Origin of the sequence: Lutibacter sp. A64 (genome assembly GCF_022429565.1) — a bacterium.
GTDB lineage: Bacteria > Bacteroidota > Bacteroidia > Flavobacteriales > Flavobacteriaceae > Lutibacter.
Genome location: NZ_CP092487.1, coordinates 183,321 through 209,919 on the forward strand (window position 1 = coordinate 183,321; position 26,599 = coordinate 209,919).

The window sequence follows — 26,599 nt, forward strand, 5'->3', positions numbered from 1 at the left end:
ATTTATGAAAATCAAAGCACCATTCTTGTTAGTCGTTTTTTACCTTTTTTTAGGTTTTAAAATTGAGGCTCAAAATAAACCAAATTTAATAATAATCCATACAGATGAACATAGTTTTAGAACCTTAAGTTGCTATCAAGATATAATGTCTGAAGATCAGGCATTTGTTTGGGGAAAAGGAAACAATGTACAAACACCTAATATAGATGAAATTGCACGAGAAGGAGCAATTTGTACAAGTTACTATGCTTCATCTCCCGTTTGTACACCTTCTAGGGCTTCACTCGTTACGGGTTTATATCCACAAGCTACCGGAGCACCAAAAAATGGAATGCACATTCGTGAAGATATACCAACATTTGCAACAATCTTAAAAGACGAAGGTTATGCAACTTCTTATGTTGGGAAATGGCATTTAGATGGTCATGAAAAATATACTTTTGATATTAAATATAAAGCGGGTTTTGAGGATAATAGGTATATGATGCGAGGAGGTCATGCTCCTTATTTTCATATTAAAGATGGTAATATAAAGGGAATTAATGATAAAGTTGCAAAAAAATTACCTGCAGATGAAATAATTCATGTAACCGATTTTTTTACAGATAAAACTCTTGAGATTCTGGAACGTGATAAAAACAAACCATTTGCATTAATGTTATCTATTCCAGATCCTCATACCCCAGATTACGCAAAGCCACCTTATAATACTATGTATAAAGATATGGATATAACACCTCCAAAAACTATGGATCCAGCGTATACAGCAATAAAACCATCTTGGGCAATTGGTACTGAAAATACTAATGAAGCGATTGGAAAACAGGCATTCAATAAAGAAGCCTTACGTCAGTATTTTGGAATGGTAAAACATATAGATGATAGTGTTGGTCGAATTTTAAAATTTTTAGATGATAATAATTTAACAGATAATACCATTGTTATATTTACTTCAGATCACGGAGATATGTTTTTTGAACATAATAGAAGAAATAAAGGAGTTCCATACGAAGCTTCAGCAAAAATTCCATTTGTTATTCGTTATCCTAGGAAAATTAAATCAGGAAAAGTGATTAATACAGCTTATACCAATGTAGATTTTACGCCAACAATATTAGGTTTAATGGGAGTAAAAACTTCCGAGAAATTTCATGGCATAGATACTTCAGAAGACTTTTTAAACGATGAAAAAGAAATAACAAGCGATAGAATTACATATTATGCTAAGTCTGGTGGATGGTGGGTAGCTGCGGTAAATAATCGTTATAAATTAGTATTGGATAAAAAAGAAAAACCATATTTATTTGATCTTAAAAAGGATCCAAACGAATTGATTAATTTTTATAACGATAAAGATTATAAAGAAATTGCTAAAAAATTACAAACAGAATTATTTAAGCAAATGAAAGCAGTTGATGAACCAGGTTTAAAAGGAAAGAGAGCTTATATAATTGAATAATTATAAGTTTAACTAGTACTTTTAATAAAGTACTTAAAATTAACTAAAAGAGACACTATTTTTATTAAAGAATACAAAAAAATAGGGTTTGTAAATTACTTTAGTCAAGTAAACCTAAACAATAATATATATTTTTATTTAAATGAAACGTAGAAAATTTTTTAATACCAGTGCAAAAGGAGCTTTGGCAGCAGGGTTGTTTCCCTTTTTTGGTGATATAACTGCGCAAACATCAGAGGGAACAGATAAAAGGTTATTTAATTGGAATGAAGGTGTAGAAGGTCAAATTAAAAAGGATTTAATTAGAAAAAAAACATTAAATGTAGATGTTGTTGTTGTAGGTGGTGGTATGTCTGGTATTTCAGCGGCTGTTTCTGCCGCTAGAAATGGAGCAAAAGTAGTTTTAGTTCAAGACAGACCAGTTTTGGGTGGAAATGCTTCAAGTGAAATGAGGGTAACTGTAAATGGAGTTCAAAATTTACAAAATAAACATAGAGTTGAAAGAGAAACAGGTATTGTTGAAGAGCTTTTAATTGAAAATTGGCATTACAACCCACAAGAATCATATCCAGTTTGGGATCACGTTTTATACAATTATGTAGTTCGTGAAAAAAATCTGACTTTGTTGTTAAATACAACAGCAAAAGATGTTTTTATGGATGGAAATAAAATTAAATCAATAGTTTGTCGACAGCTAACTACAGAAACAGATTTTACGTTAAACGCAGCAATTTTTTGCGATTGTTCTGGAGATGGTTTAATGGCGGCTACTGCAGGAGCAGAATTTAGAATGGGAAGAGAAGGAAAAGCAGAATTTAATGAAAAATATGCTCCCGAAGACCCAGATGGTTGGGTAATGGGAGATTGCTTTATGATGATTACCAAAGATATGGGAAGGCCAGTACCATTTTATCCTCCATATTATGCCTTGCCATTTAATGCTAAAAAAGCATTTGAAGATAAGCATAGAAAAATAAAGCAAGTAAAAGAAGGTTTTTGGTGGGTAGAATTAAGTAGTGATACCGATATTATTGGAGAAAGAGATGAAATTAGACATCGTTTAATGGCTCATTTTTATGGGGTTTGGGATCATATTAAAAATTCTGGAGATTTTCCAGAAGCAGCCAATATGGCCTTAGATTGGATAGGCTCAATTCCTGGAAGAAGGGAGTCTAGAAGATTTATGGGAGATTATATCTTAACAGAAGGAGACTTACTAGGAAATACTCAATTTGACGATGCAATAGCTTTTGGTGGATGGAGTTTAGATGAACATTGTCCTGGAGGAATTGAAAACCTAGATGAACCAGCTAGTTATTTTCATGCACGTTTTAGTGAAGTTTATCAAATACCATTTAGATGTTTATACTCAAAAAATATTGAAAATTTATTATTTGCAGGTAGAAATATAAGTGTATCTCATATTGCGTTGTCTTCAACTAGAATTATAGGAACATGTTCAATGTTGGGACAAGCAGCGGGTACTGCTGCAGCAATGTGTGTTCAAAAAGGAGTAAATCCAAGAGGCTTGTATAAAAAACACATGAATCAATTGCAAGAACAATTACTTAGAGATGATTCTTATTTTCCTAATAGACCTGCTAATGATCCAATGGATAAAGCTAAAAAAGCAGACCTAATTGATGCTTCATCAACTTCTTCAGGTAATGTTAAATTATTATTAGATGGTGTTTCTAGAGATGAAATTGATAAACCTCACCATTGGCAGTCAGATGGTTTAAATGCTGAATTACAATTAGAATGGAGAAGCCCTGTAAATTTAACAAGTGTTGAAATGAAGTTTGATACTAATTTACAACGTAAAATGATGATGCATAAAAATCCTAAAAAAAACGAAGGACAAATTTTAGAAATTCCACCAGAACTTGTAAAAAGTTTTGTGGTTGAAGCTAGAGTTAAAGGAAATTGGGAAAAATTAGGAGCGGTAGATAATAATAAAACTCGTTTGGTAAAAGTTATTTTTGACAAAATAAAAACAACTGCAGTACGAGTAAAAATTAATGAGACTCACGGTGCTCCAAATGTTAAAATGTTTGAAATTCGTTGCTATTAATTAAGATAACTATATGAATATTGGTTTTAAATTTTTTCTTATAGTTGTTTCACTTTGGATTCTTTATCAAAATAGCGATACTAATTTAAAAAAAAAACAACTAAAATTACACACGAGGTTAAAGTACACCATCCTGGAAAAGGGATAGATAATATAGCGCAAGTTCAATTAATTGAAATTCAAAATAATAAAGGACTGTCTATAGAATTTTATATGGATGTAAAATCTGTAATTTGTTTAGAAAATGTATGTAAAGTAATACCTGTAAGGGTTTATTGGAATAATTTGGGGCAATACTTAAAATATGAATTGAATGAAGGTGCTACTTTAGAAAAATATGAAGCAGATTTATTTGAAAAAGAAGATTATATAAAATTACATGCTATTTTATTAAATGAAAATTCACCTTTTAAAAGTGTGCAAGTAGATGAAATTTTAAAAGTAACTGACGAAAGTCATAATGAAGTTGATGCAGTTTCAGGTGCAACGGCATTAGATTTAAATGAAGAAGATACGGTTAAAGGAGCAGCCTTAACTTGTTATACTTTATGGCATTGGACACATGGAGATATTCAATCAATAATTAGAAATATCACAGGTTTATCTTGTAAATCAAAAGATTTTAAGTCTTTTTTAAAAGATGATGATGTAAAATTAAAATTATTTTCAATAGAACAATTAGTAGCTACTAATTTCTATAAAAAAGATGTAACAGAAACTGTAATTAAAGAAACTATAAAAAATCCTACTTTAACAAAAGCTTCAATTAACTATTTAGAGAATGCTTCAAAAAATATATATTTATCAGCTTCATTAAGGTTAATTAAGAAGGGAACTAATTTACAGAAAATATTGGTTTTAAATTCTTTATTAAATACTAAAAAGGAGATTTCTAAAAGTTATTTAGATGAATTGAGCAATGAAGCTTCTGGTTTAAATTCATTTCAAGAAGTATCATTATTTTTAAAATTAATGAGAATTAAAAATTCAAATTCAAAAAAAGTGAAACAAAATGTATTTCCTTTACTTAAACAAGATTTTATTATAGGAAGAAATGTTTACTGGTTTTTAAAAGAACAGAAACTTAATAAGGATGAAATTATTATCCTGAATGAATTTCAAAAACAATATAAAAATGAATTGTAACAGAATAAATAACAGTATTTAAATAAAATAAAAATGAAAATTAATTATTTAAAATTTTTTGTAGTAGCCCTTTTTGTTAGTCTATTTTTTTCTTGTGCACCTAAAACAGAAAGCAAGATAGTAGAAACTAAAAAACCAAATATTTTATGGATAATAGCAGAGGATTTATCACCTTTTATGGGGTGTTATGGAGATACAATAAATAAAGGTCATACGCCAGTAATAGATGAGTTGGCTTCTGAAGGAGTTTTGTTTAAAAGAGCTTATTCCACTGCACCAGTATGTTCTGCTGCAAGGTCTGCTTTTATAACTGGTAAAATGCAAACTACAACAGGGACACACAACCATAGATCTAATAGATTTACTAATGGAGAAGTGGTTCCAGAAAATTTACAAATTAAGTTACCAGAAGGAATGAAAACAATTCCAGAATTAATGAAAGAAGCTGGCTATTTTACATTTAATAGTGGTAAAGATGATTACAATTTTCATTATGATAGAAGGGCTATGTATGATGTTGGAACTAAAGAAGATTATGTTGCAGGAATGAATGGATGGCAAGGTAATTTTGCTATTGATTATATGACGGTAAAAGATTACGTATGGAATTCTCGCACAGATAAAAACCAACCGTGGTTTGGTCAGGTTCAAATAATGGGAGGGAAAAAAGATGCAAAATATGTACGTGAAGGTGAAGAATTGGCAATTAACGATGTTCCATTACCTCCATATTTTCCAAATATTCCATCACAACGCAAAGCTTGGACAGAACATTATAATGCCAATAGAGGATCTGATGTTACTGTAGAAAAGATATTAAAACAATTAGAAGAAGATGGTGAATTAGAAAATACAATTATATTTTTCTTTTCAGACCACGGAAGTCCTTCATCATTACGTCATAAGCAATTTTGTTATGAAGGAGGAATGTTAGTACCTTTAATGATTAAAGGAAATCACCCAGAATTAAAAGCTGGACTTGTTAGAAATGATTTAGTTTCTTTACTAGATGTATCAGCAACAACCTTAGCAATGGGAGGAGCAAAAATGCCTGATTATTTAGACGGACAAGATTTGTTTGCTTCAGATTATAAAGCTCCTAAATATGTAGTTGGAGCTAGAGATAGATGCGATTATACTATAGATAGAATTAGAACTGTAGTCTCAGAAAAGTACAGATATATCAGAAATTATTTTCCTGAAAGACCTATGATGCAAGCTGGTTATAGAGATAATAAACCTATTGTAAAAGATTTAAAGAAACTACACGAAGAAGGAAAGTTAACTCCATATCAAGATAAACACTGGTTTGGCGTAAGACCTACTGAAGAATTTTATGATTTAAATGAAGATCCAGATCAAATGAATAATTTAGCTGGCAACCCTGAATATGCAGAGGTATTGAAAGAACATAGAGAATATTTAGAAAATTGGATTAAAGAAACTGATGATCAAGGGCAATATCCAGAAGCTTCAGCTCAATTAAAAGCAACATATGATATGTGGAAAGATCGCCCACGTTTTAAAAATGCAAAAATTAATCCAGAGTACGATCAATTTAAAACAGAAGAATAATTCTAATTTTCGGAATAGTATTTGACTTACTCAATTTGTTACAAACACTTAAGATTCTAAAATGAATAAAATAAATAGTTTTTTTATAGTATTGCTTATTTCAATTTCAAGTTTTGCACAAAGCTTTTCTATTGATGGAAGTGCCATTAGAAGTACTATAACAGCAAACGTTAATAATAAAACCGTATTGTATATTTCAGAATTGGAAGGAGGTTTATCTTCCTATACAATGAATGGAGAAAAACGTTGGACTATTCCAACACAAACACCAGCAGTTTTATTTGAAATTGTTGCAGCAGATGTTAATGGTGATGAAAATGAAGATGTAATTGCCGCTAGTGGAGATGGGACTATTTATTGTTATGGTAGTACAGGTAAATTACTTTGGAAATTCACTTCAAACCACAAAATTCGTTTTAATGAAGTAGCTGTTGTAAATAATGGAAAAATACAAATTTTTGCAGGTGGAAATGATTATAATTTATACGAATTAAATGCAGATGGAAAATTAGTTTCAACAACTAAGGTTGAAGGAGTTTTTAGAAAAATTGAAGCAGGAAATTTTATAGAAGCTAATAAGCAATCATTGTTTGTTATGACCTACAATCACGATAAATTTCGTTGGGAGTTTATGGGGTTTTTAAATCCTGAAACAAAAGAAATAATAAAAAGTGTTTCAATTAAAGAAAAACAGTTGAAAGATTTGAGAAAAGCAATGGTTACGGATATTTCAATTGCTGATATAAATAACGATAATAAGGATGATGTGTTGTTTTTTGCAGACATTTCCTTTACGCCGTTTATGATGGCGTTAGATTCAGAATTTAATGTATTAGCTCAGTTTAAAGCTACCAGAAAAGAAATACAACGTTATGGACATTCACAAGGAACTTATTTGCCAAATAGTAAGGAAATAGTTTTTAAACATGGAGGTATTTTATTTGTGTTGGATGCTGAAGGAAATTTACTTCAACAAGCAGGAAAAAGATATGGAAGTATGGTTTTTAACGATTTCACTTTTGAATCTACATCAAATAAATTAATTGCCTCAGGTGAAGTTGACGGTGGTAATGCCTTATATTTTTATAATTTAAATGACAAAAAATGGTGGGAAACCTCTTTTGAAAAAGAAGGTAGAATGTTAGAGGTTGAAGAGAATTTAAATACACTATATCAACAAACTTTAAAATTTACACCTCCTAGTTATCAAAAAAAATCGAAGAAGGATTGGGTAATGATTACTTCTAAAGAAATTGACCCTCAAGTAGAAAAGCTGAAAGGACAAGATATAAAATTTGTAATTCAAAAAGCACCAAAGGAAAGTACAGACCGTTCTCATTTGGTTGAAGTTATGGGAGACGTTGCTTTAAAAAAAGATAAACGTGGTAAATATTTAGATTCTAGGGAAGATATTGTTGAAATGGCTAAAGATTACGAAAAACAAGGGCAACCTTTTACTTTTTGGGCAGGACATGGAAATGATCCTTTTTATATTCAAATTGAAACATTGGAGCAAATTTTAGAAGTGGCTCCAAATACTTGTTATGGTTTTGTATATGCTGAAATGGCAGATGTTGAAGATCCTAGAGTTAAATATTTTGTAAATGAATATATGCCTCGTTTGGCAAAAGCCATTCGAAAAAATAACAGAGCAAAATTATATTTTAGATATAAAAATATGTTTTGGGCAGCAACTTCGCATTTACCACTTTGGAAAGATATGTTTTTTTCGGGAAAATATAGCGATATTTTAGTGCCAGCTTCAGAAGATACAAGCAATAGAACGCAAGATTTAAATTTAGTTGGAAGAGTAGGAATGCATTCAGGAGGTTATGTTAATGATTATGCTATGCGTTTGGTAGATGATAATCCTACAAGCTGGAGACCTTTAACTCCAGGAGGTCAAAATTCTATTTCTCCATATTTAAGACAAGGTGTAATTATGGCGGCTTACGGTGCACGTTATGGAGTAATTGTAGATAATAATTTTACTGAAGAACCAGGTCTTAATGTGTTATTTGCTTTAATGAAATCTGGAGTGCTTCCAATTGTAGAGCCAGAAAATATTCAATCAATCGGTACCTGGCATTTAATAAAAAATGTAGATGAAAAATTGATTCATTCAGTAGACAATCATCATAATTTAAAACAATACAATTCAGATGATGTAAATGCAGTGTTTTCTTTAAGTCAAATGCATTGGGCTGGTGCAAGTATTCCAGAATATGATTTCTCAAATGCTGCTTTAGGTGTAAAATACAGATGGTTAAATTATATGCCAGAAATGCCATACGGTATGGTTCCTGTAGCACCAATAGAATCTAAAGAAAATTTGCAAAAAAAGAATATTTCTTATGTTGTTTCTAATGCTAAAGTTGGGTTTGACGGGGAAGCTGAAATTCCTGCAAATCAATTTGGTGAAGTTATAAAAGCAACTGTTGAAAAAGGAGAGAAAACCTTGCCTATTATAGTTAAAGGAGCTTCGTGGTCAGTTATTAAATTAGATAAAAATCATTCACGATTAATTATAGTAGATCCTGGGTATATTTCGCCTAAAGAAAGAGTAGTAACTGTTACATTTCAAAATAATAAACCTAAATCTGTTGTAGACATTTTAAGTAACGAAGATTTAGAAGTGAAGAATAATTTAATGAGAGTAAAAGTTCCGGCTGGTTCAATGCGGTTTTTAGATATTGCCTATTAGTATTTAATTGATTTATTGATAATATTTATATCGAGGATTTTTTTGAAAGGTCCTCGATATTTATTTTATAGAGATATTAAAACAAATTAAATTTAACGGTAAAGGTAATATATACTGAAATAAAGGTAAATTTAACTAATTGCAAAATAGAACAAAATGCTTATTTTGTAAAGAGCAGATTATAATAAAATGAAGAAAGAATATAGTAAATTCTTTAAAAATTTAATATCACATAATATAATGAAAATATCAAAATTAGTCTTTAGTGTGCTACTTGTTTTTGTGTTTTTTTCGTCAGTTGCACAACAAAACGATTGGGAAAACGAATTAATGTTCGAACAAAACAAAATGCGATCGCGTGTTCCAACGTATTCATTCAAAAATCATCAAGACGCTTTAAACGGAGATAGAAATATCTCTAGAATGAAATCCTTAAACGGTACTTGGAAATTTAACTACGTGGGAAAATCTTCTGATAGACCTCAAGATTTTATTGCAAAAGATTTTAATGGAAATTCAAAAGATTGGAAAGATATTCCTGTGCCTTCAAACTGGGAGGTAGAAGGGTTTGGACAACCAATCTACTCGAATATAATATACCCTTTTACACCAGATATTTTTAATGGAGGAACTAGAAATTTTAATTATATGGGACCACATCCTCCACAATTTCCATATGTAGAAAAATATAGAGACAATCCTGTAGGAAGTTATTATAGAGATTTTACAATTCCAGAAGATTGGAATAATCAATCAATAATTCTTCATTTTGGAGGAGTTTCTTCTGCTTTTTATGTATGGGTAAATGGTGAAAAAGTAGGGTATAGCCAAGGAAGTAGATTGGCTGCTGAATTTGATATTACTGAATATATTTCTGAAGGAAAAAATAGAGTAGCTGTGCAAGTTTTTAGATGGAGTGACGGAAGTTATTTAGAAGATCAAGATATGTGGCGTTTAAGTGGTATTCATAGAGATGTAATGCTTTTAGCTCAACCAAAAATTGCGTTAAACGATTTTTTTGTTAGAACTAAATTTGATACTGATTTAAAAGATGCAAAACTAGAAATTAGACCAATTGTTTGGGTAAAAGGAGATGAAGAAAAATTAAAAGGTTGGAAATTAAATGCGGAATTATATAATGCAAATAATGAAAAAGTATTAGAAAAACCAATGTCTGCTTCAATAGAAGCTATTCATTTTGAACGTTGGCCACAACGCGATATTACAAAATTTGCTTTTTTAGAAGCGAATATTAAAAATCCTAATAAATGGTCTTCAGAAAATCCATATTTATATACTTTAGTAATTGACGTTACTGACCCAAATGGAAATGTAGTTGAATCTAGAACTCAGAAAATAGGATTTAGAAAAGTTGCTTTTAGCGATAAAAATGAACTATTAATAAATGGTAAACCTGTAAAAATTAAGGGAGTAAATCGTCACGATCACAGTCCAACAAAAGGAAAAGCATTAACTAGAGAAGATTTAGAAGCTGATATAAAATTATTAAAACAATTTAATTTTAATGCAGTGCGTACTTCTCATTATCCTAACGATCCTTATTTTTATGAGTTATGTGATAAATATGGACTGTATGTAATGGATGAAGCTAATATTGAAACGCATCATTTAGGTAGTTATGCTCCGCAACAACCAAGTTTAACAATACCTATTTTAAGTAGAATTATGCGAATGGTTGATAGAGACAAAAACAACCCAAGTATTATTTCTTGGTCTATGGGTAATGAAGCTGGGTCGGGTCCAGCTTTTGCTGCGGCAGCTGGTTGGATTAGAGATTACGACCCGTCTCGCTTTATTCATTATGAAGGTGCTCAAGGAGATCCTACTGATCCAGATTATAAAGAAGGAGAAGAAGGGCAAAAAATATTTAGAGGTCCTGCACATGCAAATCCAGATGACCCAGATTATGTTGATGTATTGAGCAGAATGTATCCTGAAATTTATCAATTAAAAGCAATGTCTGAAAGTAAACATATAGAAAGACCAATTATTATGTGCGAGTATGCGCACGCAATGGGAAATTCAATAGGAGGTCTTGGTGAATATTGGGATTTAATTAATTCTAAACCCAACCTTATTGGTGGTTTTATTTGGGATATGATAGATCAAGGTTTAGAAACAACAAACGATAAAGGTGAAAAATATTATGCATACGGTGGTGATTTTGACGATGTTCCAAATGATAAAAATTTCTGTATTAATGGTGTTTTTTCACCAGATAGAAAACCGAATCCACATGCGTGGGAATGTAAATATATTTTTCAACCATTTAATTTTGAAGATGTTGATGTGAAAAATGGGGAAATTTCAGCAATAAATCATTTAAACGTTACTAATTTAAATGCTTATGAAGTTAGATGGTCACTTTCTGAAAACGGTAAAGAATTACAAGCTGGTATTTTAGATAATGTAGATGTAAAAGCAGCAACTACTACAACTTTAAATATTCCATTTAAAAAAGTGCGTTTTAAAGACAATGCAGAATATTGGATAAAAGTTAGCGTTCACGAAAAAACGGATCGTTTTTGGGCTTCAAAAGGTTATGAGGTAGCTAAAGATCAAATTTTATTGAAAGCTAGAACGTTTTCTAATGAATACGTCTCTACATCAAAAGCTGTAATTACTTCAACAGAAACAAATAATGAGATTATAGTTAAAGGAAAACAGTTCTCAGCAAAAGTTTCTAAAACTACAGGAGAATTAATCTCTTTTATTTCAAATGGAACCGAACAAATAATTTCGCCTTTAAAGCCAAACTTTTTTAGACCACCTATAGATAATGATTTAAGAGGTGCTAGTAGTAAAATGTTTAAAGAATCAAGAAAATATTGGGAGTTTTTAGATGAAAAATTAAAAACTACATCTGTTAAAAGTTCTGCAAACAATACTAATGAAATGCTAGTTATTGTTAAAAAAGAATTTAATAATGAAGTTAAATTAGAAATTAGTTATAGATTTTTAAGTGATGGACGTATTGTGGTGAAAATGGATATGGATGCTAAGGAATCTTTACCAGGTCTTGTTAGATATGGTATAACAATGGGAGTTCCTAATAAGTATAAAAATACTACATTTTATGGAAAAGGTCCTTGGGAAAATTATATTGATAGAAAAAGAGGTGCTGAAGTTGATGAGTTTACTTTTAAAACAGACGATTTGTTTTATAACTATATATTTCCACAAGAAAATGCAAATAGAAGCGATGTGAGATGGTTAAAATTAGCTACTTCAAACAAAGCTAAAACAGGATTGTCTATTAAAGGTTCTCCAGAATTTGGATTCTCTATTTGGCCATATTCAGCAGATAATATTGTAAAAGCAAAACATCCATTTGATTTAGAAAAACAAGGCTTTTATACCTTAAATTTAGATTTAATTCAAATGAGTGTTAATGGAACTTTATCTGAAACTTTACCTCAGTTTATAATTCATTCAGGAAACTATACTTTTGAATTTATAATTAGTAACTTATAATTTTAGTATCAATATAACACGGTTTATATTTTAATAGATAAATTTAAGATATCAGTAGATTTTTATTTATAGTGACATATTTGAAACTATGAACTACATTTTATTTAAAAGATATAGTGTTATTTGGTATTATAATTGTAAAAAGGTAATAATGAAAAAATATTTAATTGTACTGATTTTATTAGTGAATGTTTTTGTTGGTTTAGCACAAGAAAAACCAAATGTATTATTAATCATGGTAGATGATATGAATGATTGGGTGGGAGCGTTTGAAGGAAATCAACAAGCAATTACACCTAATATTGATAAATTAGCCGAAAAGAGTATTGTTTTTAAAAATTCTTATTGTTCAGCAGCATTGTGTAACCCTTCAAGAACAAGCATGTTAACAGGTTACAATCCTTCAACAACAGGGGTTTATGGGAATAATGAAGTTTTTAGAGAAATGGAAGGTTTTGAAAATACGATTACTTTACCACAATACTTTGAACAAAATGGTTATAGTACAGCTGCTGCAGGTAAAATATTTCATAATGCTAGAGGGGGTAAAGAAGAACCAAAACATGGAAGTGATCCAGGGTCATTTCAAGTAGAACGTATTGGAAATGCTGGTACGGTATATCCAGATGCTAAAGATAGACATTCACATGGCTTAAATTTAAAAGAATATGGCGTAAAAGGATCGTTTTTAAGATCTTTTGATTGGTATGGCACTGATACAACAGATGAAGAAAATAACGATTGGAAATCAGCTGAGTTTTGTGCAGATTATATAAATCAAGAACATGAAAAGCCATTTTTTGTAGCTTGTGGTATTTTTAAACCTCATTTACCGTGGTATGCTCCAAAAAAATATTTTGATCTTTATAATTTAGATGAAATTCAATTGCCAGAAGTTTTAGAAAATGATTTAGCAGATGTTGGTAGAATGGGGAATAATATGGTGAAAAAAGGTGTTCATAAGGCTGTTTTAGATACTAATAAATGGAAAGAAGCTGTTAGAGCCTATTTAGCAAATATTTCTTTTGCAGATGCTTGTATAGGAGAGTTATTAAATTCATTAAATAAAAGTCCTTACGCAACAAATACAATTGTTGTTTTAATGGGAGATCACGGTTGGCATTTAGGAGAAAAAGAACATTGGTCTAAAAATGTACTCTGGGAACGAGCAGCCAAAACTCCATTATTAATTTTTGATCCAAGAAATAAAGAATCTGGTGTAAGTACTAAAATTGTATCTTTAATAGATGTTTACCCTACTTTAATTGATTTATGTGGGTTACCAGCTAAAGATGATTTAGATGGTAAAAGTATTAAAACATTACTAAATAATCCAAATAACAAATGGAATGAAGTAGCACTGACTTCTAAAGCAGTAGAGATGCATTCTTTAAGAAGTGAACACTATAGATATACGGTTTATCCAGATGGTTTTGAAGAATTATATAACCATACCATTGATCCAAATGAATGGACAAATATTGCGAATGATAAAGCAAATGAAGTGATACTTCAACGTTTTAGAAAAATATTGAAGAAAAAATTAAAATAGTAACTAATGAAATATTTAATATTTTTAGTACTTATCACCCTTATAGTTTTTCACAAAATAAAGATGTTTATGTTGTTTTATTAGCAGGGCAAAGTAATATGGCGGTCATGGAAATTATGAAATTTTAGATAATTCAGTAAAAGCAAGAATTGAAAAAGTAGCAGATAGAGTGTTGTTAAGTACTTCGGACAATCCTAAAATAGCACCAAAACCACTTTCATATTATACTATAGAATCTGAAAAATACGATTTTAATAAGCATTTTGGTCCAGAAATATTTATAGGCTTAACATTGGCTGAAGCAAATCCAAATCAAGAATATTTATTAATAAAAAAGGCTGTTGGAGGAACATCATTATATGGTGCTTGGAGCGCAAATTGGATTGAAGAAAAAGCTGATTTTGCAGAACGTGGTTCTAGAAAACAACAACAATTATTTCAAGCTCATTTACAATTAATTGATAATAACTTAAAAAGGTTGATTTTAGAAGGTAAATCATATAAGATTTTAGGTTTGGTTTGGATGCAAGGTGAAAGCGATACCAACAAAGAAATTACAGCTTTAAGCTACAAAGAAAATCTTCAAAATTTAATAAAAGGGTACAGAAGCCATCTAAATATAGAAAATTTACCATTTGTAATTGGTCAGGTAAACCCACTACCAAGAAAATTTAAAGAAGGCCCAGCTATGGTTAGAGATGCTATGGAACAAGTTTCGAATTCAGATGATACCATTGAGATTGTTAAGACTTCAACAGATAAAAACTGGAATGATTTTCCAAAACATTCCGATAATTTACATTACAATACCGAAGGTCAAAAACGTTTAGGAACTGCTTTTGCAAATAAAATTATTACTTTAAATATATAGCGTTATTTTTTTACTTATTTAAATTTTTTGTAATCACCCGCAGCAATAAGAGTTGTTTGTTTTTAGAAATTTCTCAGTTAATATTATTGACAGCACTAAATTAGGTTTGGCTTCTAGTGTATTACAAAGAAGTTATAAAGTAGAAAAAAGAACTTCAAATGTAATTATTCCATTTCTTATTTTATCTTAATTCGTTTACGAATGTTTAAAAAAGCTTGTAGTTTACACTGTCATGTGCACAGTTTATATAATATTTCTTAAAGATAAATTTTAAATATCATTAGGTAGTTTTTTACTATAATTTAAAGGTGTTTACTAATAAATTTACAGTCAAATACATTTTCTAAACTAATAGAAACATATTTATTAAAATATAGAAGGACTTTTACGATGTTGAAAATGTTATAACATATTTAATAAAATAATACAGATAACTTATGATTTCAAAAAAAACAATTTTAACCGCATTTGTAGCTTTTGTAGCAATGCTATTTATAACTTGTAAAGGACAGGGGGAAAAACAAGTTTCAACTAATAAAGAAAATAAAAAACCAAATATTGTTTTGTTATTTGTAGATGATTGGGGTTGGGCAGATGTTGGTTATAGAAATCCGCTTTTTGAAACACCAAATATAGATCAATTAAAAAGTGACGGATTAGATTTTAATAGAGCTTACATTCCTACACCAACTTGTAGCCCTAGTAGAGCTGCAATATTAACAGGTAAAGAGTCTGTTAGAATGGAGATGCCACGTCATATTTCAGGTAATCCAGAAGTAGAAAAATATAATTTATGGCCAAAAGATCCTGTTCAAATGCCTTCAATAAATTATTTGCCTTTAGAAGAGGTAACCTATGCAGAGCGTTTAAAAGAATATGGATATTATAACGCGTTTATTGGAAAATGGCATTTAGGTCACCAAGCTCATTTTCCAGATAAGCAAGGTTTTGATGAAGTATACGGAACCACTAATGCAGGACATCCTAAAAATTATTATTACCCATTTTTTAAGCAAGAAGATGATCCAAAAGGATTCTTAAAATCAGGATTGAAAGAAGGAGATTATTTAACTGAAGTGCTTACTAATAAGGCCACAGATTTTATTAAGAATTACGATAAACAAGATCCTTTTATGTTGTCTTTTTGGTATTATACAGTACACGGTCCTTCAATTGGTAAAAAAGAATTATTAAAAAAATACCAAGATAAAGGAATGGAAGGGAAGTATGCACATCATGGGGCAATGGTTGAAACATTAGACAAATCAGTAGGTAAAGTTAGAAAAGCTTTAGAAGAAAAGGGAATTGCAGACAATACTGTAATTATTTTAATTTCAGACCAAGGAGGTGCGTATTCTAATGCTCCTTTAAGTGGTGGAAAAAAAGGAGGTAATACTTTAGGTGAAGGTGGAGCTCGTGTTCCTTTTATAGTATATTATCCAGGTGTTACTAAGCCTAAAAGTGTAACTGAAATTCCAGTGCAATCTATTGATTTATATCCAACTATAATGGAGATAGCTTCAGGTAGAAAGTTTGATGGAGATGGAATTCAAGGAAAAAGTTTAATGCCAATTATTAAAGAACAAAAATTTGAAAGTCGTAAGTTATTTTTCTTTAGAAGTTATGAAGATCAGTATGCAGCTGTAATTGATGGAGATTGGAAACTGATTAAATATCATAGTGGTAAATTTCAATTATTTAATGTTACTAAAGATATAAGTGAAAAGAATGATTTAATAGGAAAAGGTTTAGAAATTGAAGAAACATTAAAAATTGCTATTGCTAATTGGGAAAAAGAAGCTGTTCCAGTGTACTAAACAAAAACAAATATAAAATGAAATTATTTAAGCAGTTATTAATTGTCTTTACCGGAGTTATTCTGTTAATCTCTTGTAATGAAAATAAGGTAAAAAAAGAAACTAAAGAAGTTAATACTTCCCAAAAAGCTAAGAAATTAAGTAAACCTAATATTGTTTTTTTATTAGCAGATGATATGGGGTATGGTGAATTAGGGTCTTACGGACAACAAACTATAAAAACGCCTTTTTTAGATGATTTAGCTAGTAAAGGTTTACGGTTTACAGACTTTTATGCTGGTACTTCAGTTTGTTCACCTTCTAGAGCTGTGTTAATGACAGGAAAACATACTGGACATGCAAGTATAAGAGGAAACAAAGGGAATATAAACAATAAATGGGATAGAGTTCCGCTTAAAAAATCTGAAATTATAATTCCTGAAATGTTGAAAGAAGCAGGATATCAATCTGCAATGATTGGTAAATGGCATTTAGGTGTCCCAGAAGATGTAAGTACTTGGGCTAAAGGAAGAGGTTTTGATTATGCTGTTCAAGAACAATGGGGAGAAGATAAAAATGGGAATGAGATAGATGAACGTGTTCATTGGGTAAATAATAACCAAGATTCTATTTTTTATAATTATAATGATTACTCTTGTTTAGATGAGTTTAGAACCAATTTTGCATTGGATTATTTAGATAATAAAGATGAAGATAAACCATTCTTTTTATACATGTCTTACAGAATTCCACATGCACATGAATACTTTTTAAGTAAAAATGATTTATATCTAGATAAAATTGAAGAGTGGCCTGAAATTGAAAGACGTCATGCTGCTCGCATAACAATGTTAGATACTCAAATTAAACGTTTATTTGATAAGTTAGAAGAAAGAGGTGAATTAGAGAATACAATAATTATTTATACAAGTGATAACGGTCCTACTAATGAGAATTATCACGATTATCGATTTTTTAATAGCTCAGGAAATTTAAATGGATATAAAAGAGATGTTTATGAAGGTGGTGTTCGTGTACCAATGATTGCTTATTGGAAAGATAAAATTAAACCAGGCGAGTCTAACCATCCATCAACGTTTTACGATATTATGCCAACTCTAGCAGAAATTGCAGGAATAGAAGCTCCAAAACAAACAGATGGTATTTCAATAGTACCTGAGTTGTTCGGAAAACCACAAAAAAAACATGATTATTTATATTGGGAAATTCAAGAAGGTAAAAGTATTAAAGGCTTCCGTCAGGCTACTCGTTTTGGAAAATGGAAAGCTGTAAGATATGGAGACAATTATCATACAGAAATTTACGATTTAGAAAAAGATTTATACGAGCAAAACGATATTTCTGATGCCCATCCAGAAATTGTTAAAAAAGCAAATGAGATTTTAAGAAATGCGAGTGTTAAAGATGAACATTGGCCTTATTCAGGAGGGGTTTTTAAATAAAAAATAGATTTAAATGAAAAATATAATAGTATATCCATTCTTGTTAATTTTAGTTATAAACTTAACAAGTTGTAAATCGCAAGAAAAGGAAAGTGTTGAAGTTAAAAAACCAAATATTATTTGGATTATGGCTGAAGATATGAGTACCGATTTAGAGTGTTATGGAATGCCAGCCGTAAAAACTCCAAATCTTAATAAAATGGCAGCAGAAGGAATTAAGTTTAATAATTGTTTTGTAACCAATTCTATTTGCTCACCAAGTAGGTCTGCAATGATGATTGGTACACATCAAGTAAAAACAAATTCACACAACCATAGAAGTAATAGAGACGTTCCTTTAGATAGCCAATTTACACCGTTTACTCAAAAATTAAGAGAGGCGGGGTATACAACTATTTTGGGAAATCAATCAGTAATGAAAAAAGGTAGAAAGATTGATGTGAATTTTAAGCATGAACCAATAGGGGAATGGGATGGAAAAACAAAATTTGGACTGTTTGATAAATACGATACAATTAAAAAATCTGATGAACCATTTTTTGCTCAAATTCAATTAGTTGTTACTCATAGAGGCGAATGGTGGAATGAGGTTCGTGAGAAATCTGCACACCCAGTAAATCCAAATGATGTAGTGTTACCTGAATATTATGCGGATGATCCGGCTATAAGATTAGATTGGGCTAAATATTTAGACCAAGTAGAATATATGGATAATGAAGTAGGAATGATTTTTAAAGAGTTAGAAGATAAAGGGCTGGCAGATAATACTATTGTTATTTTTATTGGAGATAATGGTCGTTGTAATATTAAAGGAAAAGGATATTTACACGATGCAGGGTTGAGAATTCCTTATATTATTCATTATCCAAAAGGTTTAGAAGGAGGTCAAGTAAGAGATGATGTTGTGAGTTCAACCGATATTACTGCTACTATTTTAGATTTTGCAGGTGTTGAAATTCCAGATTATATGAGTGGTAAACCTATGTTTTCAGATGATTTTGAGCGTGAGTATGTGTATGCTGCACGAGATTTATGGGATGAAATTCCAGAGAAAATGAGAGCAATTACTTCAAACGAATGGAAATATATTAGAAACGATAAACCAGAAATTCCTTTTGATGCACATCAAGCTTATTTAGAGTTTTATCGGCCAGCAGTACACATAATGAGAGGTTTAAAAAAAGAAGGAAAATTAAATGCAAATCAAAGTTTCTTTTTTGAAGATTCAAAACCCTCTGAAGAATTATATAATTTAAAAAATGACCCTCAAGAATTGGTAAATTTAGCTAATAACCCAAACTATGCTTCAGTTTTAAAAATGATGAGAGCAAAAACAAAAGCTTATGATGAAGAGTTTAAACCAGTAAGTGATATTTATGAACCAAAATCAGTACAAAACACGGTTGATTTAGTAGAATGGATTAAAACTGAAAAACCTGAGGTTTATAAGAAAATGCAACAAGGTGTTGAAGTTGGTTTTAAGAAGTATGGTGCTGAATATAAAAAAAATAAAAAACAAATAAAATAATATATAGATGAGAATTGTTAAATTAATTGGAATTTTATTTTTTACAGTATTTGCCTTGCAATCTTGTAAAAAAGGTGCAACACATGAAATAAGTATAAATTCAGATTGGAAATTTAAATTGCTAAGTGACTCCAATCTTACTGAAGATAAAATGCATTCAATTGAGTTTGATGACTCAAGTTGGCAACAAGTTAGTTTGCCACACACAGCAAATATTGAACCACTTGTTGTAAATAACCAATGGCAAGGGATTTGTTGGTATCGTAAAGTTTTTGATGTTCCAAAAAATGAATCGGATAAGAAGGTGTTTTTAGAATTAGAAGCAGCTATGAACTATTCTAAAATTTGGATTAATGGATTAGAGGTTTCATCGCATCATGGAGGTTATTTACCAGTAGTAGTAGATATTACAAATTACTTAAAAAGTGGTGATAAAAATGTAGTTGCAATTAGATTAGACAATACAGATAACTTGGTAACTGGTCCAAAGCCATTAAAAAGATTAGACTTTAATATGTATGGTGGTTTGTATAGAAATGCTTGGTTAACTGTAAAAAATAAAGTATATATTTCAAATCCAATTTTAGAAAATAAAGTAGCGGGTGGAGGTATTTTTATTACCTATCCAAAAGTTTCTAAAGAAGAATCTACTATAAATGTTAAAACTCATATTGTAAACGAAGAGAGAAACGCTAGTAATTTAGAAGTAAAACACGCTGTTTATTATAAAAATGAATTGGTTAAAGAAGTGACTTCATCTGATGTTTCAATTATGGCAGAATCAGATGTTGAATTAGAAGAGCAAATTTCTATTGTAAATGCAAAACTTTGGTCTCCAAAAGATCCTAATTTATACCATTTAGAAACTTCAGTTTTAATTAATGGAAATATAGTAGATAAAAGAACTACGCGTTTTGGAATTAGAGAATTTACATTTAAAAACGATGAATTATATATAAATGGAGAAAAAACATTTTTAAGAGGTGTAAATCGCCATCAAGAATATCCTTTTGTTGGTTATGCTTTATCTGACAATGCTCAATATAGAGATGCTAAAAAAATTAAAGATGGAGGCTTCAATTATATAAGATTATCTCACTACCCACATTCACCTGCATTTATGGATGCTTGTGATGAGTTAGGAATAGTTGTAATTGATGCAATTATGGGATGGCAGTTTTATAATGATACCGATTCTTTTAGAGAGTATTGCTATAAGTCAGCTACAAATTTAATTCGTAGAGATAGAAATAGACCAAGTGTTTTAGCTTGGGAAGTTTCGTTAAACGAAACAAAAATGCCCATCTTTTTTATGGAAGAGTTAAATAAAATTGTACATGCAGAGTATCCAGGAGAACACGTATATTCTTGTGGGTGGATGGATGATGTTTATGATATTTATTTACAAGCGCGCCAACATAGAATTTTACATCCTCATGAATTAAAAGAAAATCAGCCTTATTCAGTTTCTGAATATGGAGATTGGGAATATTATTCTAAAAATGCAGGTTTAAATCAAGATAAATTACCAAATGAATTAAGAGATGAAATGAGTAGTAGACAACCACGTGCAAACGGTGAGGTTGGTTTATTACAACAAGCATATAATGTTCAAGAATCTCATAACGATAATTTAAATACTAAAGCATATTCAGATAGTTATTGGGTAATGTATGATTACAATCGTGGATACCATGATAATATAGAATACTCTGGATTAATGGATATTTTTAGATTACCAAAATTTGGATATTATTTTTATCAAAGTCAGAGAACTGTTGAAGATGGTGTTGTTTTAAAATTGGCAACATATTGGAACGAAAAATCACCAACTGATGTAAAAGTTTACTCAAACTGTGATGAGGTGAAATTATTTTTAAATGATAAATTAATTGCAACGCAACAACCAGATTCAGATAAGAATACAACCAATTTAAATCATCCACCATTTACCTTTAATGTTGGTTCTTTTGAAGCAGGAACCCTAAAAGCAGAAGGATTTATTAATGGTAAAAAAGTTGCAGAAGATATAGTAATCACACCCAAAAAAGCAACAAGTTTAAAAGTTTGGTTGGACGAAAGTGGGAAAGCTCCAGAAGCAGGAGTAAATGATGTATTATTCTTATACATTGCTGCTGTTGATGAGAATGGAACTATAATTCCTGAATTTTCAGATGAAGTTGAATTAAATTTAGAAGGAGATGTTGAAATTATGAATTTAGAAGCTATTAAAGCAGAAGCAGGTATTGCATCGGTTTTAATTAGAATTGGAAAAAAGAAAGGTGAAGTTAAAGTAATCGCTAAATCAAGAGATTTAATAGGTGAGTTTAAGTTAAACATTGAATAATAAATTTAAAATGAGTTTAATAAAAATAAATAATTTAATACTTTTTATATTATTAACGGTTAACATAGGAGCACAAATCAAACCAGATTTGAAAGTACGAAAAAAAGAAAACTTTAATAAAAATTGGAAATTTATTTTAAACGATACTTTAGAATTTAGTAATGAAAACTTTTATGATACTAATTGGAGAAATATAGAATTACCACATGATTGGAGTGTTGAACATGAGTTTAGTGAAGAAAATTCAGGAAGAAATGCTTGGCTACCAGGTGGAATAGGCTGGTATAGAAAAGAATTTATTTTACCCGATAATTATAAAAATAAACAAATTGAAATTCAATTTGATGGAGTTTATAGACACTCACAAATTTGGATTAATGGAGAACATGTAGGGATTCAATATGATGGGTATACCAGTTTTTATTTTGACATTTCACCATATTTAAAGTTTGGTGAAAAGAATGTTATTGTTGTAAAAGTAGATAACTCTGTACAGCCAAATTGCAGATGGTATTCAGGATCAGGTATTTATAGGAATACGTGGTTGTTAATTTCAGATAAATTACACATTGCTAATTGGGGAACTTATATTACAACACCAGAAGTTTCAAAAGAAAAAGCAATTGTAAATATTGAAACTACGGTTGAAAATTTTAAAGGAAATGTAGATTTTAATTTGAAAACTATCGTATACAATTCAAAAGGTGAAAATGTTGGTTTTGCTGTAACAGAAATTAATGCCACACTCATGAAAAAATATACTTTAGAACAACAAATAACAATTGATTCACCAAAATTATGGAGCGATAGAACTCCTAATATGTATGTTGCAATTACTCAAATAGTAGTTGATAATAAAGTAGTAGATGATTATAAATCAAATTTTGGTATTCGTAGCATTCGTTTTGATGCAGAAAAAGGTTTCTTTTTAAATGGTAAAAACATAAAAATGAAAGGTGTTTCTTTACACCATGAAGCTGGAGTTTTGGGAGCGGCTGTACCTATTGAAGTTTGGGAACGAAGATTAAAAACATTAAAGGATATTGGGTGTAATGCCATTAGAACTGCTCACAATCCAGCTGCACCAGAATTTATGGATTTATGTGATAAAATGGGCTTTTTAGTAATGAATGAATTTGTAGATAAATGGTATGATAATGTGCCTTATGCAAATAGCGATTTAACTAGTACTTTTTTTAATCCAAATGGTTTTGGTGATTCTAATTTTTATCTAGAATGGCAAAAGAATTATCAGCAAACTGTTTTTAGAGATAGAAACCACCCAAGTGTTATTATTTGGAGTGTAGGAAATGAAAATCATAGTCCTGGAGATAATCGACAAAATTATGGATTAAAAAAATACGCAAGTTTTGTTAGAACTCTAGATCCAACACGACCAGTTATATCTGGAATGGAAAGAGGAAGAGATGGTGATCCTACAGAAAAAGTAAATGACATTATTGAAAGTTGTTCGTATATGGATTTAATAGCTTTAAATTATGGGGAACAATGGTGTAAAGAAATAGGAAGTCGTAAACCCGGAAAACCATATGTAAGCACAGAAAGTTATGTGTACTTTAATAGTACACCTGAAAAAAGGTTTGCTAATATAGAAAAATCTCCTTGGTTAGATGTTTTGGAGAATGATTTTAATATGGGCTTGTTTCTGTGGTCTGGAATCGATTATTTAGGAGAATCTAAAAAATATCCTAAATTAGGTACAGATACTGGTTTGCTTAATTTAGCAGGTTTTAGAAAAGAAGTTTCTTATCTATATGAAGCCTTTTGGTCTGAAAAGCCTATGGTTAGAATTGCGGTTTATGAAGGTGATGCAGATGATTTCTCAACATCTGGACGTTGGGGAGTACCACCAATGAATGAAACTTGGAATTTAGAAAAAGGAAAAGCTTATGATTTAGTAACCTATACAAATTGCGAGTCAGTAGATTTATATTTAAACGGAAAGAAATTAGGGAATAAAAAATTATCGGAAATTGATAATTTTATTATGAAATGGAGAGCTATTAATTATCTACCTGGTACTATAAAAGCAGTAGGTATTATTAATGGAAAAGAAGTATGTGAGTTTGCTTTAAATACGGCAGGGAAACCTCATCATTTTAATTTTAATACCTATAAAAAAGAAGGATTAAAAGGTGGTGATATAGTACAAGTTGAGGTTGAAGTAGTGGATGAAAAAGGAAATTTAATAGGTCATAAAGAAACTGAGTTGAATTTTAAAATTGAAGGAGATGCAGAAATAATAGGAGTTACAAATGGAAGTATAGATGATACTACTGATTACTTTAATACAATTTCAAGGTTTACTAAAAAAGGAAAATGCTTAGTAATTATTAAAATTACGAATTCAGCGAATAATAATATAAAATTAAAAGTGTCTTCAAAAACTATAAAACAGGAAGTAGTTTTTAAACTGAACTAACTTTTAAAGTTAAAATAAATATATAAAAAGGTAATAAAGAACTTGTTTTTAAGTTTTTTGTTACTTTTTTTTTGTTGAAATTTAAAATGGTTTATAGTTTTTAAGTTTGTTAATCACTGTGGGTTAGTTGATTATACTTATGAAGACATTTTATTTACTCTTTAATACAAGTTAATGCTGTTAAATTTCAAATTTTATACTATAAATTAAAAATAACATAAGCTTAACTGTAAAAAAATGATAAAGTATAAATCAATATCTAAACTTTTAATTATAACAATACTAATAGTAACCGGATTTTTATTTGCTAGTAATTCAAAAATATTAAAAGCAGAACCAGTTTATTTTAGTGTAACAATTTCTGATGATGCTACTCCAGCAGTGGTTGCTAGAATATTAGAGGCTAAAGAAAAGCCGATTTCTGAAATAAGTTTTGAAAAAGGAACTTATCATTTTTATCCAGATAAGGGTTATGAGAAATTCTGTTATATCTCTAATCATGGAGATTTAATGGTAAAAACACCATTTCCAATTTTTGATTTTAAAAACTTAACAATAAACGGTAATGGTTCTACCTTTATTTTTCATGGAGTTATAATTCCTTTTTTAATCGATAACAGTTCAAATATTACAGTTAAAAATGTTTCAATAGATTGGAATGAGGCATTTCATAGTGAAGGGCTTATTGTGGCAAATAATGAAAAAAATAAAACTTTTGATATGCAAATATCAGATGAGTATCCTTACGATATAAGAAATGGTGAAATATTTTTTATAAAAGAATACTACGAACATAGTTTAGGGCAATCTATTTTATATGATCCTGAAAGAAAAGCTATTGCTTTTGAAACAGAAAAGTATACCAATATATCAACAAAATCAAAAACTTCTATTACTAATAATATAGATAAAATTAAGTATAAATATGGAGTTGATACTAAAGATTTAGCAATAAGAAATGTTGGGTGGGAAAATAGAGCCAAAGTAGAGCAATTAAAACCAGGACTTGTCCGTGTGTATGGACATAAAAAAGAACTACCTCCAGTTGGAATGATTTTAACTATGAAGGGCAGTCAAGGTTATAATCGCGTTTCTCCTGCTTTTAGAATAACGCAAACTAGTGGATTTAATGCACTTAATGTAAATGTTCACCATGCTGGAGGTATGGGGATTATTGCAGAAAATTCTTCAGATTTAATATTAGATAATTTTAATGTAACCCCTTCTAAAGGGCGTATGGTTTCTACAACTGCTGATGCAACACACTTTGTAGGTTGTAGAGGAAAAGTAGTATTAAAAAACTGTACATTTCAAAATCAATTAGATGATGCTTCAAATGTACATGGTACTTATCAAATAGTTGTAGATATTATAGATGAATATAGTATTGGTGTTAGAATGGGACACCATCAACAACAAGGATTTGTAGTAGGGCAACCTAATGATAATTTAGGTTTTGTACGTTTAAGTGATTCTTTCGATCCTTATGATAAAGCAACAATTAAAAATATACAATACTTAAATGGAAGGTATCAAATAATTACATTTAATGAAAAAGTTCCTTCAAATTTAAAAACTGGAGATTTAGTAGAAAATTTAGATGCTTACCCAGAATTTACTGTAGATAATTGTAATATAAGTAATAATAGAGCCAGAGGCTTATTAATTTCTACACCAAAAAAAACGGTAATTAAGAATAATTATTTTAGTACTGAAATGGAAGCTATTTTAATTCCAGTTGAAAGTAGCAGTTGGTATGAATCTGGAAGTGTTAAAGATTTAGTGATTGAAAATAATACTTTTCAAGATTGTCAGCATAGTGGTTTTAATAGAGGTGTTATTCGATTTGATACCGATGATGATAATCAAAATATAGCATTTAAAAATATTGAAATTACCAATAATAAATTCAATCAATTCGATAATCTAGTTTTACAAATAATAAATACCGATGGTTTATTATTTAAAGGAAATACAATTACAAATTCAGGTAGTTTTTCAATGTTATACCCAGAAAATCCAGCAATTAAAATAGAACATTCAAAAAATATAAAATTTCAAAAGAATAAGTATAAAGGAAAAGCAAATATAATATTAGAAGCTGATGAAAACTTACAGAGCTTAAAATTTAGATAAAATACAGAAT

At 29.9% G+C, this 26,599-nt stretch carries 13 protein-coding genes and 1 pseudogene; all 14 read left to right on the plus strand.

Annotated elements, in window-relative coordinates:
* Positions 1 to 4 precede the first annotated feature (4 nt).
* The 14 genes and pseudogenes from MKD41_RS00840 to MKD41_RS00905 all read left to right on the plus strand — a co-directional run bounded on the left by MKD41_RS00840 (position 5) and on the right by MKD41_RS00905 (position 26,589).
* Positions 5 to 1,459 carry a sulfatase family protein gene (locus tag MKD41_RS00840; RefSeq protein ID WP_240243556.1) on the plus strand — a complete coding sequence of 485 codons (1,455 nt, stop codon included), beginning with the start codon at positions 5 to 7 and terminating at the stop codon, positions 1,457 to 1,459.
* A 142-nt stretch (positions 1,460 to 1,601) separates the two neighbouring features.
* Positions 1,602 to 3,533, plus strand: coding sequence for an FAD-dependent oxidoreductase (locus MKD41_RS00845; RefSeq protein WP_240243557.1), 1,932 nt, complete (start codon positions 1,602 to 1,604; stop codon positions 3,531 to 3,533).
* A gap of 213 nt (positions 3,534 to 3,746) precedes the next feature.
* Positions 3,747 to 4,679 (plus strand): hypothetical protein, encoded by a 933-nt coding sequence (locus tag MKD41_RS00850; RefSeq protein ID WP_240243558.1) that lies wholly within the window; start codon positions 3,747 to 3,749, stop codon positions 4,677 to 4,679.
* Between the two features lie 33 nt (positions 4,680 to 4,712).
* Positions 4,713 to 6,254, plus strand: a complete 1,542-nt coding sequence (locus MKD41_RS00855) for a sulfatase family protein (RefSeq protein WP_240243559.1) — start codon at positions 4,713 to 4,715, stop codon at positions 6,252 to 6,254.
* Between the two features lie 61 nt (positions 6,255 to 6,315).
* Positions 6,316 to 8,958, plus strand: a complete 2,643-nt coding sequence (locus tag MKD41_RS00860) for a hypothetical protein (RefSeq protein WP_240243560.1) — start codon at positions 6,316 to 6,318, stop codon at positions 8,956 to 8,958.
* A 240-nt stretch (positions 8,959 to 9,198) separates the two neighbouring features.
* On the plus strand, positions 9,199 to 12,453 hold the full coding sequence (locus MKD41_RS00865) for a glycoside hydrolase family 2 TIM barrel-domain containing protein (protein WP_240243561.1): 3,255 nt from the start codon (positions 9,199 to 9,201) through the stop codon (positions 12,451 to 12,453).
* Between the two features lie 151 nt (positions 12,454 to 12,604).
* Positions 12,605 to 14,005, plus strand: coding sequence for a sulfatase (locus MKD41_RS00870; protein ID WP_240243562.1), 1,401 nt, complete (start codon positions 12,605 to 12,607; stop codon positions 14,003 to 14,005).
* Between the two features lie 115 nt (positions 14,006 to 14,120).
* Positions 14,121 to 14,876: pseudogene (locus MKD41_RS00875) on the plus strand (sialate O-acetylesterase); the annotation flags it as partial.
* 437 nt (positions 14,877 to 15,313) lie between these two features.
* Positions 15,314 to 16,693, plus strand: coding sequence for a sulfatase (locus tag MKD41_RS00880; protein ID WP_240243563.1), 1,380 nt, complete (start codon positions 15,314 to 15,316; stop codon positions 16,691 to 16,693).
* A gap of 17 nt (positions 16,694 to 16,710) precedes the next feature.
* Complete coding sequence (locus MKD41_RS00885) at positions 16,711 to 18,135, plus strand: arylsulfatase (RefSeq protein ID WP_240243564.1); 1,425 nt, start codon at positions 16,711 to 16,713, stop codon at positions 18,133 to 18,135.
* Between the two features lie 13 nt (positions 18,136 to 18,148).
* On the plus strand, positions 18,149 to 19,663 hold the full coding sequence (locus MKD41_RS00890) for a sulfatase family protein (RefSeq protein ID WP_240243565.1): 1,515 nt from the start codon (positions 18,149 to 18,151) through the stop codon (positions 19,661 to 19,663).
* A gap of 7 nt (positions 19,664 to 19,670) precedes the next feature.
* Positions 19,671 to 22,010, plus strand: a complete 2,340-nt coding sequence (locus MKD41_RS00895; RefSeq protein WP_240243566.1) for a glycoside hydrolase family 2 TIM barrel-domain containing protein — start codon at positions 19,671 to 19,673, stop codon at positions 22,008 to 22,010.
* A 10-nt stretch (positions 22,011 to 22,020) separates the two neighbouring features.
* Positions 22,021 to 24,453 carry a glycoside hydrolase family 2 TIM barrel-domain containing protein gene (locus tag MKD41_RS00900; protein WP_240243567.1) on the plus strand — a complete coding sequence of 811 codons (2,433 nt, stop codon included), beginning with the start codon at positions 22,021 to 22,023 and terminating at the stop codon, positions 24,451 to 24,453.
* Between the two features lie 237 nt (positions 24,454 to 24,690).
* Positions 24,691 to 26,589, plus strand: a complete 1,899-nt coding sequence (locus MKD41_RS00905) for a right-handed parallel beta-helix repeat-containing protein (RefSeq protein WP_240243568.1) — start codon at positions 24,691 to 24,693, stop codon at positions 26,587 to 26,589.
* Positions 26,590 to 26,599 lie beyond the last annotated feature (10 nt).

Excerpts from the sequence above, each read along its gene's own strand:
- MKD41_RS00885 (WP_240243564.1), top strand. The coding sequence starts at position 16,711 with ATGAAATTATTTAAGCAGTTATTAATTGTCTTTACCGGAGTTATTCTG.
- MKD41_RS00905 (WP_240243568.1), top strand. The coding sequence starts at position 24,691 with ATGATAAAGTATAAATCAATATCTAAACTTTTAATTATAACAATACTA.
- MKD41_RS00880 (WP_240243563.1), top strand. The coding sequence starts at position 15,314 with ATGATTTCAAAAAAAACAATTTTAACCGCATTTGTAGCTTTTGTAGCA.
- MKD41_RS00890 (WP_240243565.1), top strand. The coding sequence starts at position 18,149 with ATGAAAAATATAATAGTATATCCATTCTTGTTAATTTTAGTTATAAAC.
- MKD41_RS00860 (WP_240243560.1), top strand. The coding sequence starts at position 6,316 with ATGAATAAAATAAATAGTTTTTTTATAGTATTGCTTATTTCAATTTCA.
- MKD41_RS00850 (WP_240243558.1), top strand. The coding sequence starts at position 3,747 with ATGGATGTAAAATCTGTAATTTGTTTAGAAAATGTATGTAAAGTAATA.
- MKD41_RS00900 (WP_240243567.1), top strand. The coding sequence starts at position 22,021 with ATGAGTTTAATAAAAATAAATAATTTAATACTTTTTATATTATTAACG.
- MKD41_RS00855 (WP_240243559.1), top strand. The coding sequence starts at position 4,713 with ATGAAAATTAATTATTTAAAATTTTTTGTAGTAGCCCTTTTTGTTAGT.
- MKD41_RS00870 (WP_240243562.1), top strand. The coding sequence starts at position 12,605 with ATGAAAAAATATTTAATTGTACTGATTTTATTAGTGAATGTTTTTGTT.
- MKD41_RS00865 (WP_240243561.1), top strand. The coding sequence starts at position 9,199 with ATGAAAATATCAAAATTAGTCTTTAGTGTGCTACTTGTTTTTGTGTTT.
- MKD41_RS00895 (WP_240243566.1), top strand. The coding sequence starts at position 19,671 with ATGAGAATTGTTAAATTAATTGGAATTTTATTTTTTACAGTATTTGCC.
- MKD41_RS00840 (WP_240243556.1), top strand. The coding sequence starts at position 5 with ATGAAAATCAAAGCACCATTCTTGTTAGTCGTTTTTTACCTTTTTTTA.
- MKD41_RS00845 (WP_240243557.1), top strand. The coding sequence starts at position 1,602 with ATGAAACGTAGAAAATTTTTTAATACCAGTGCAAAAGGAGCTTTGGCA.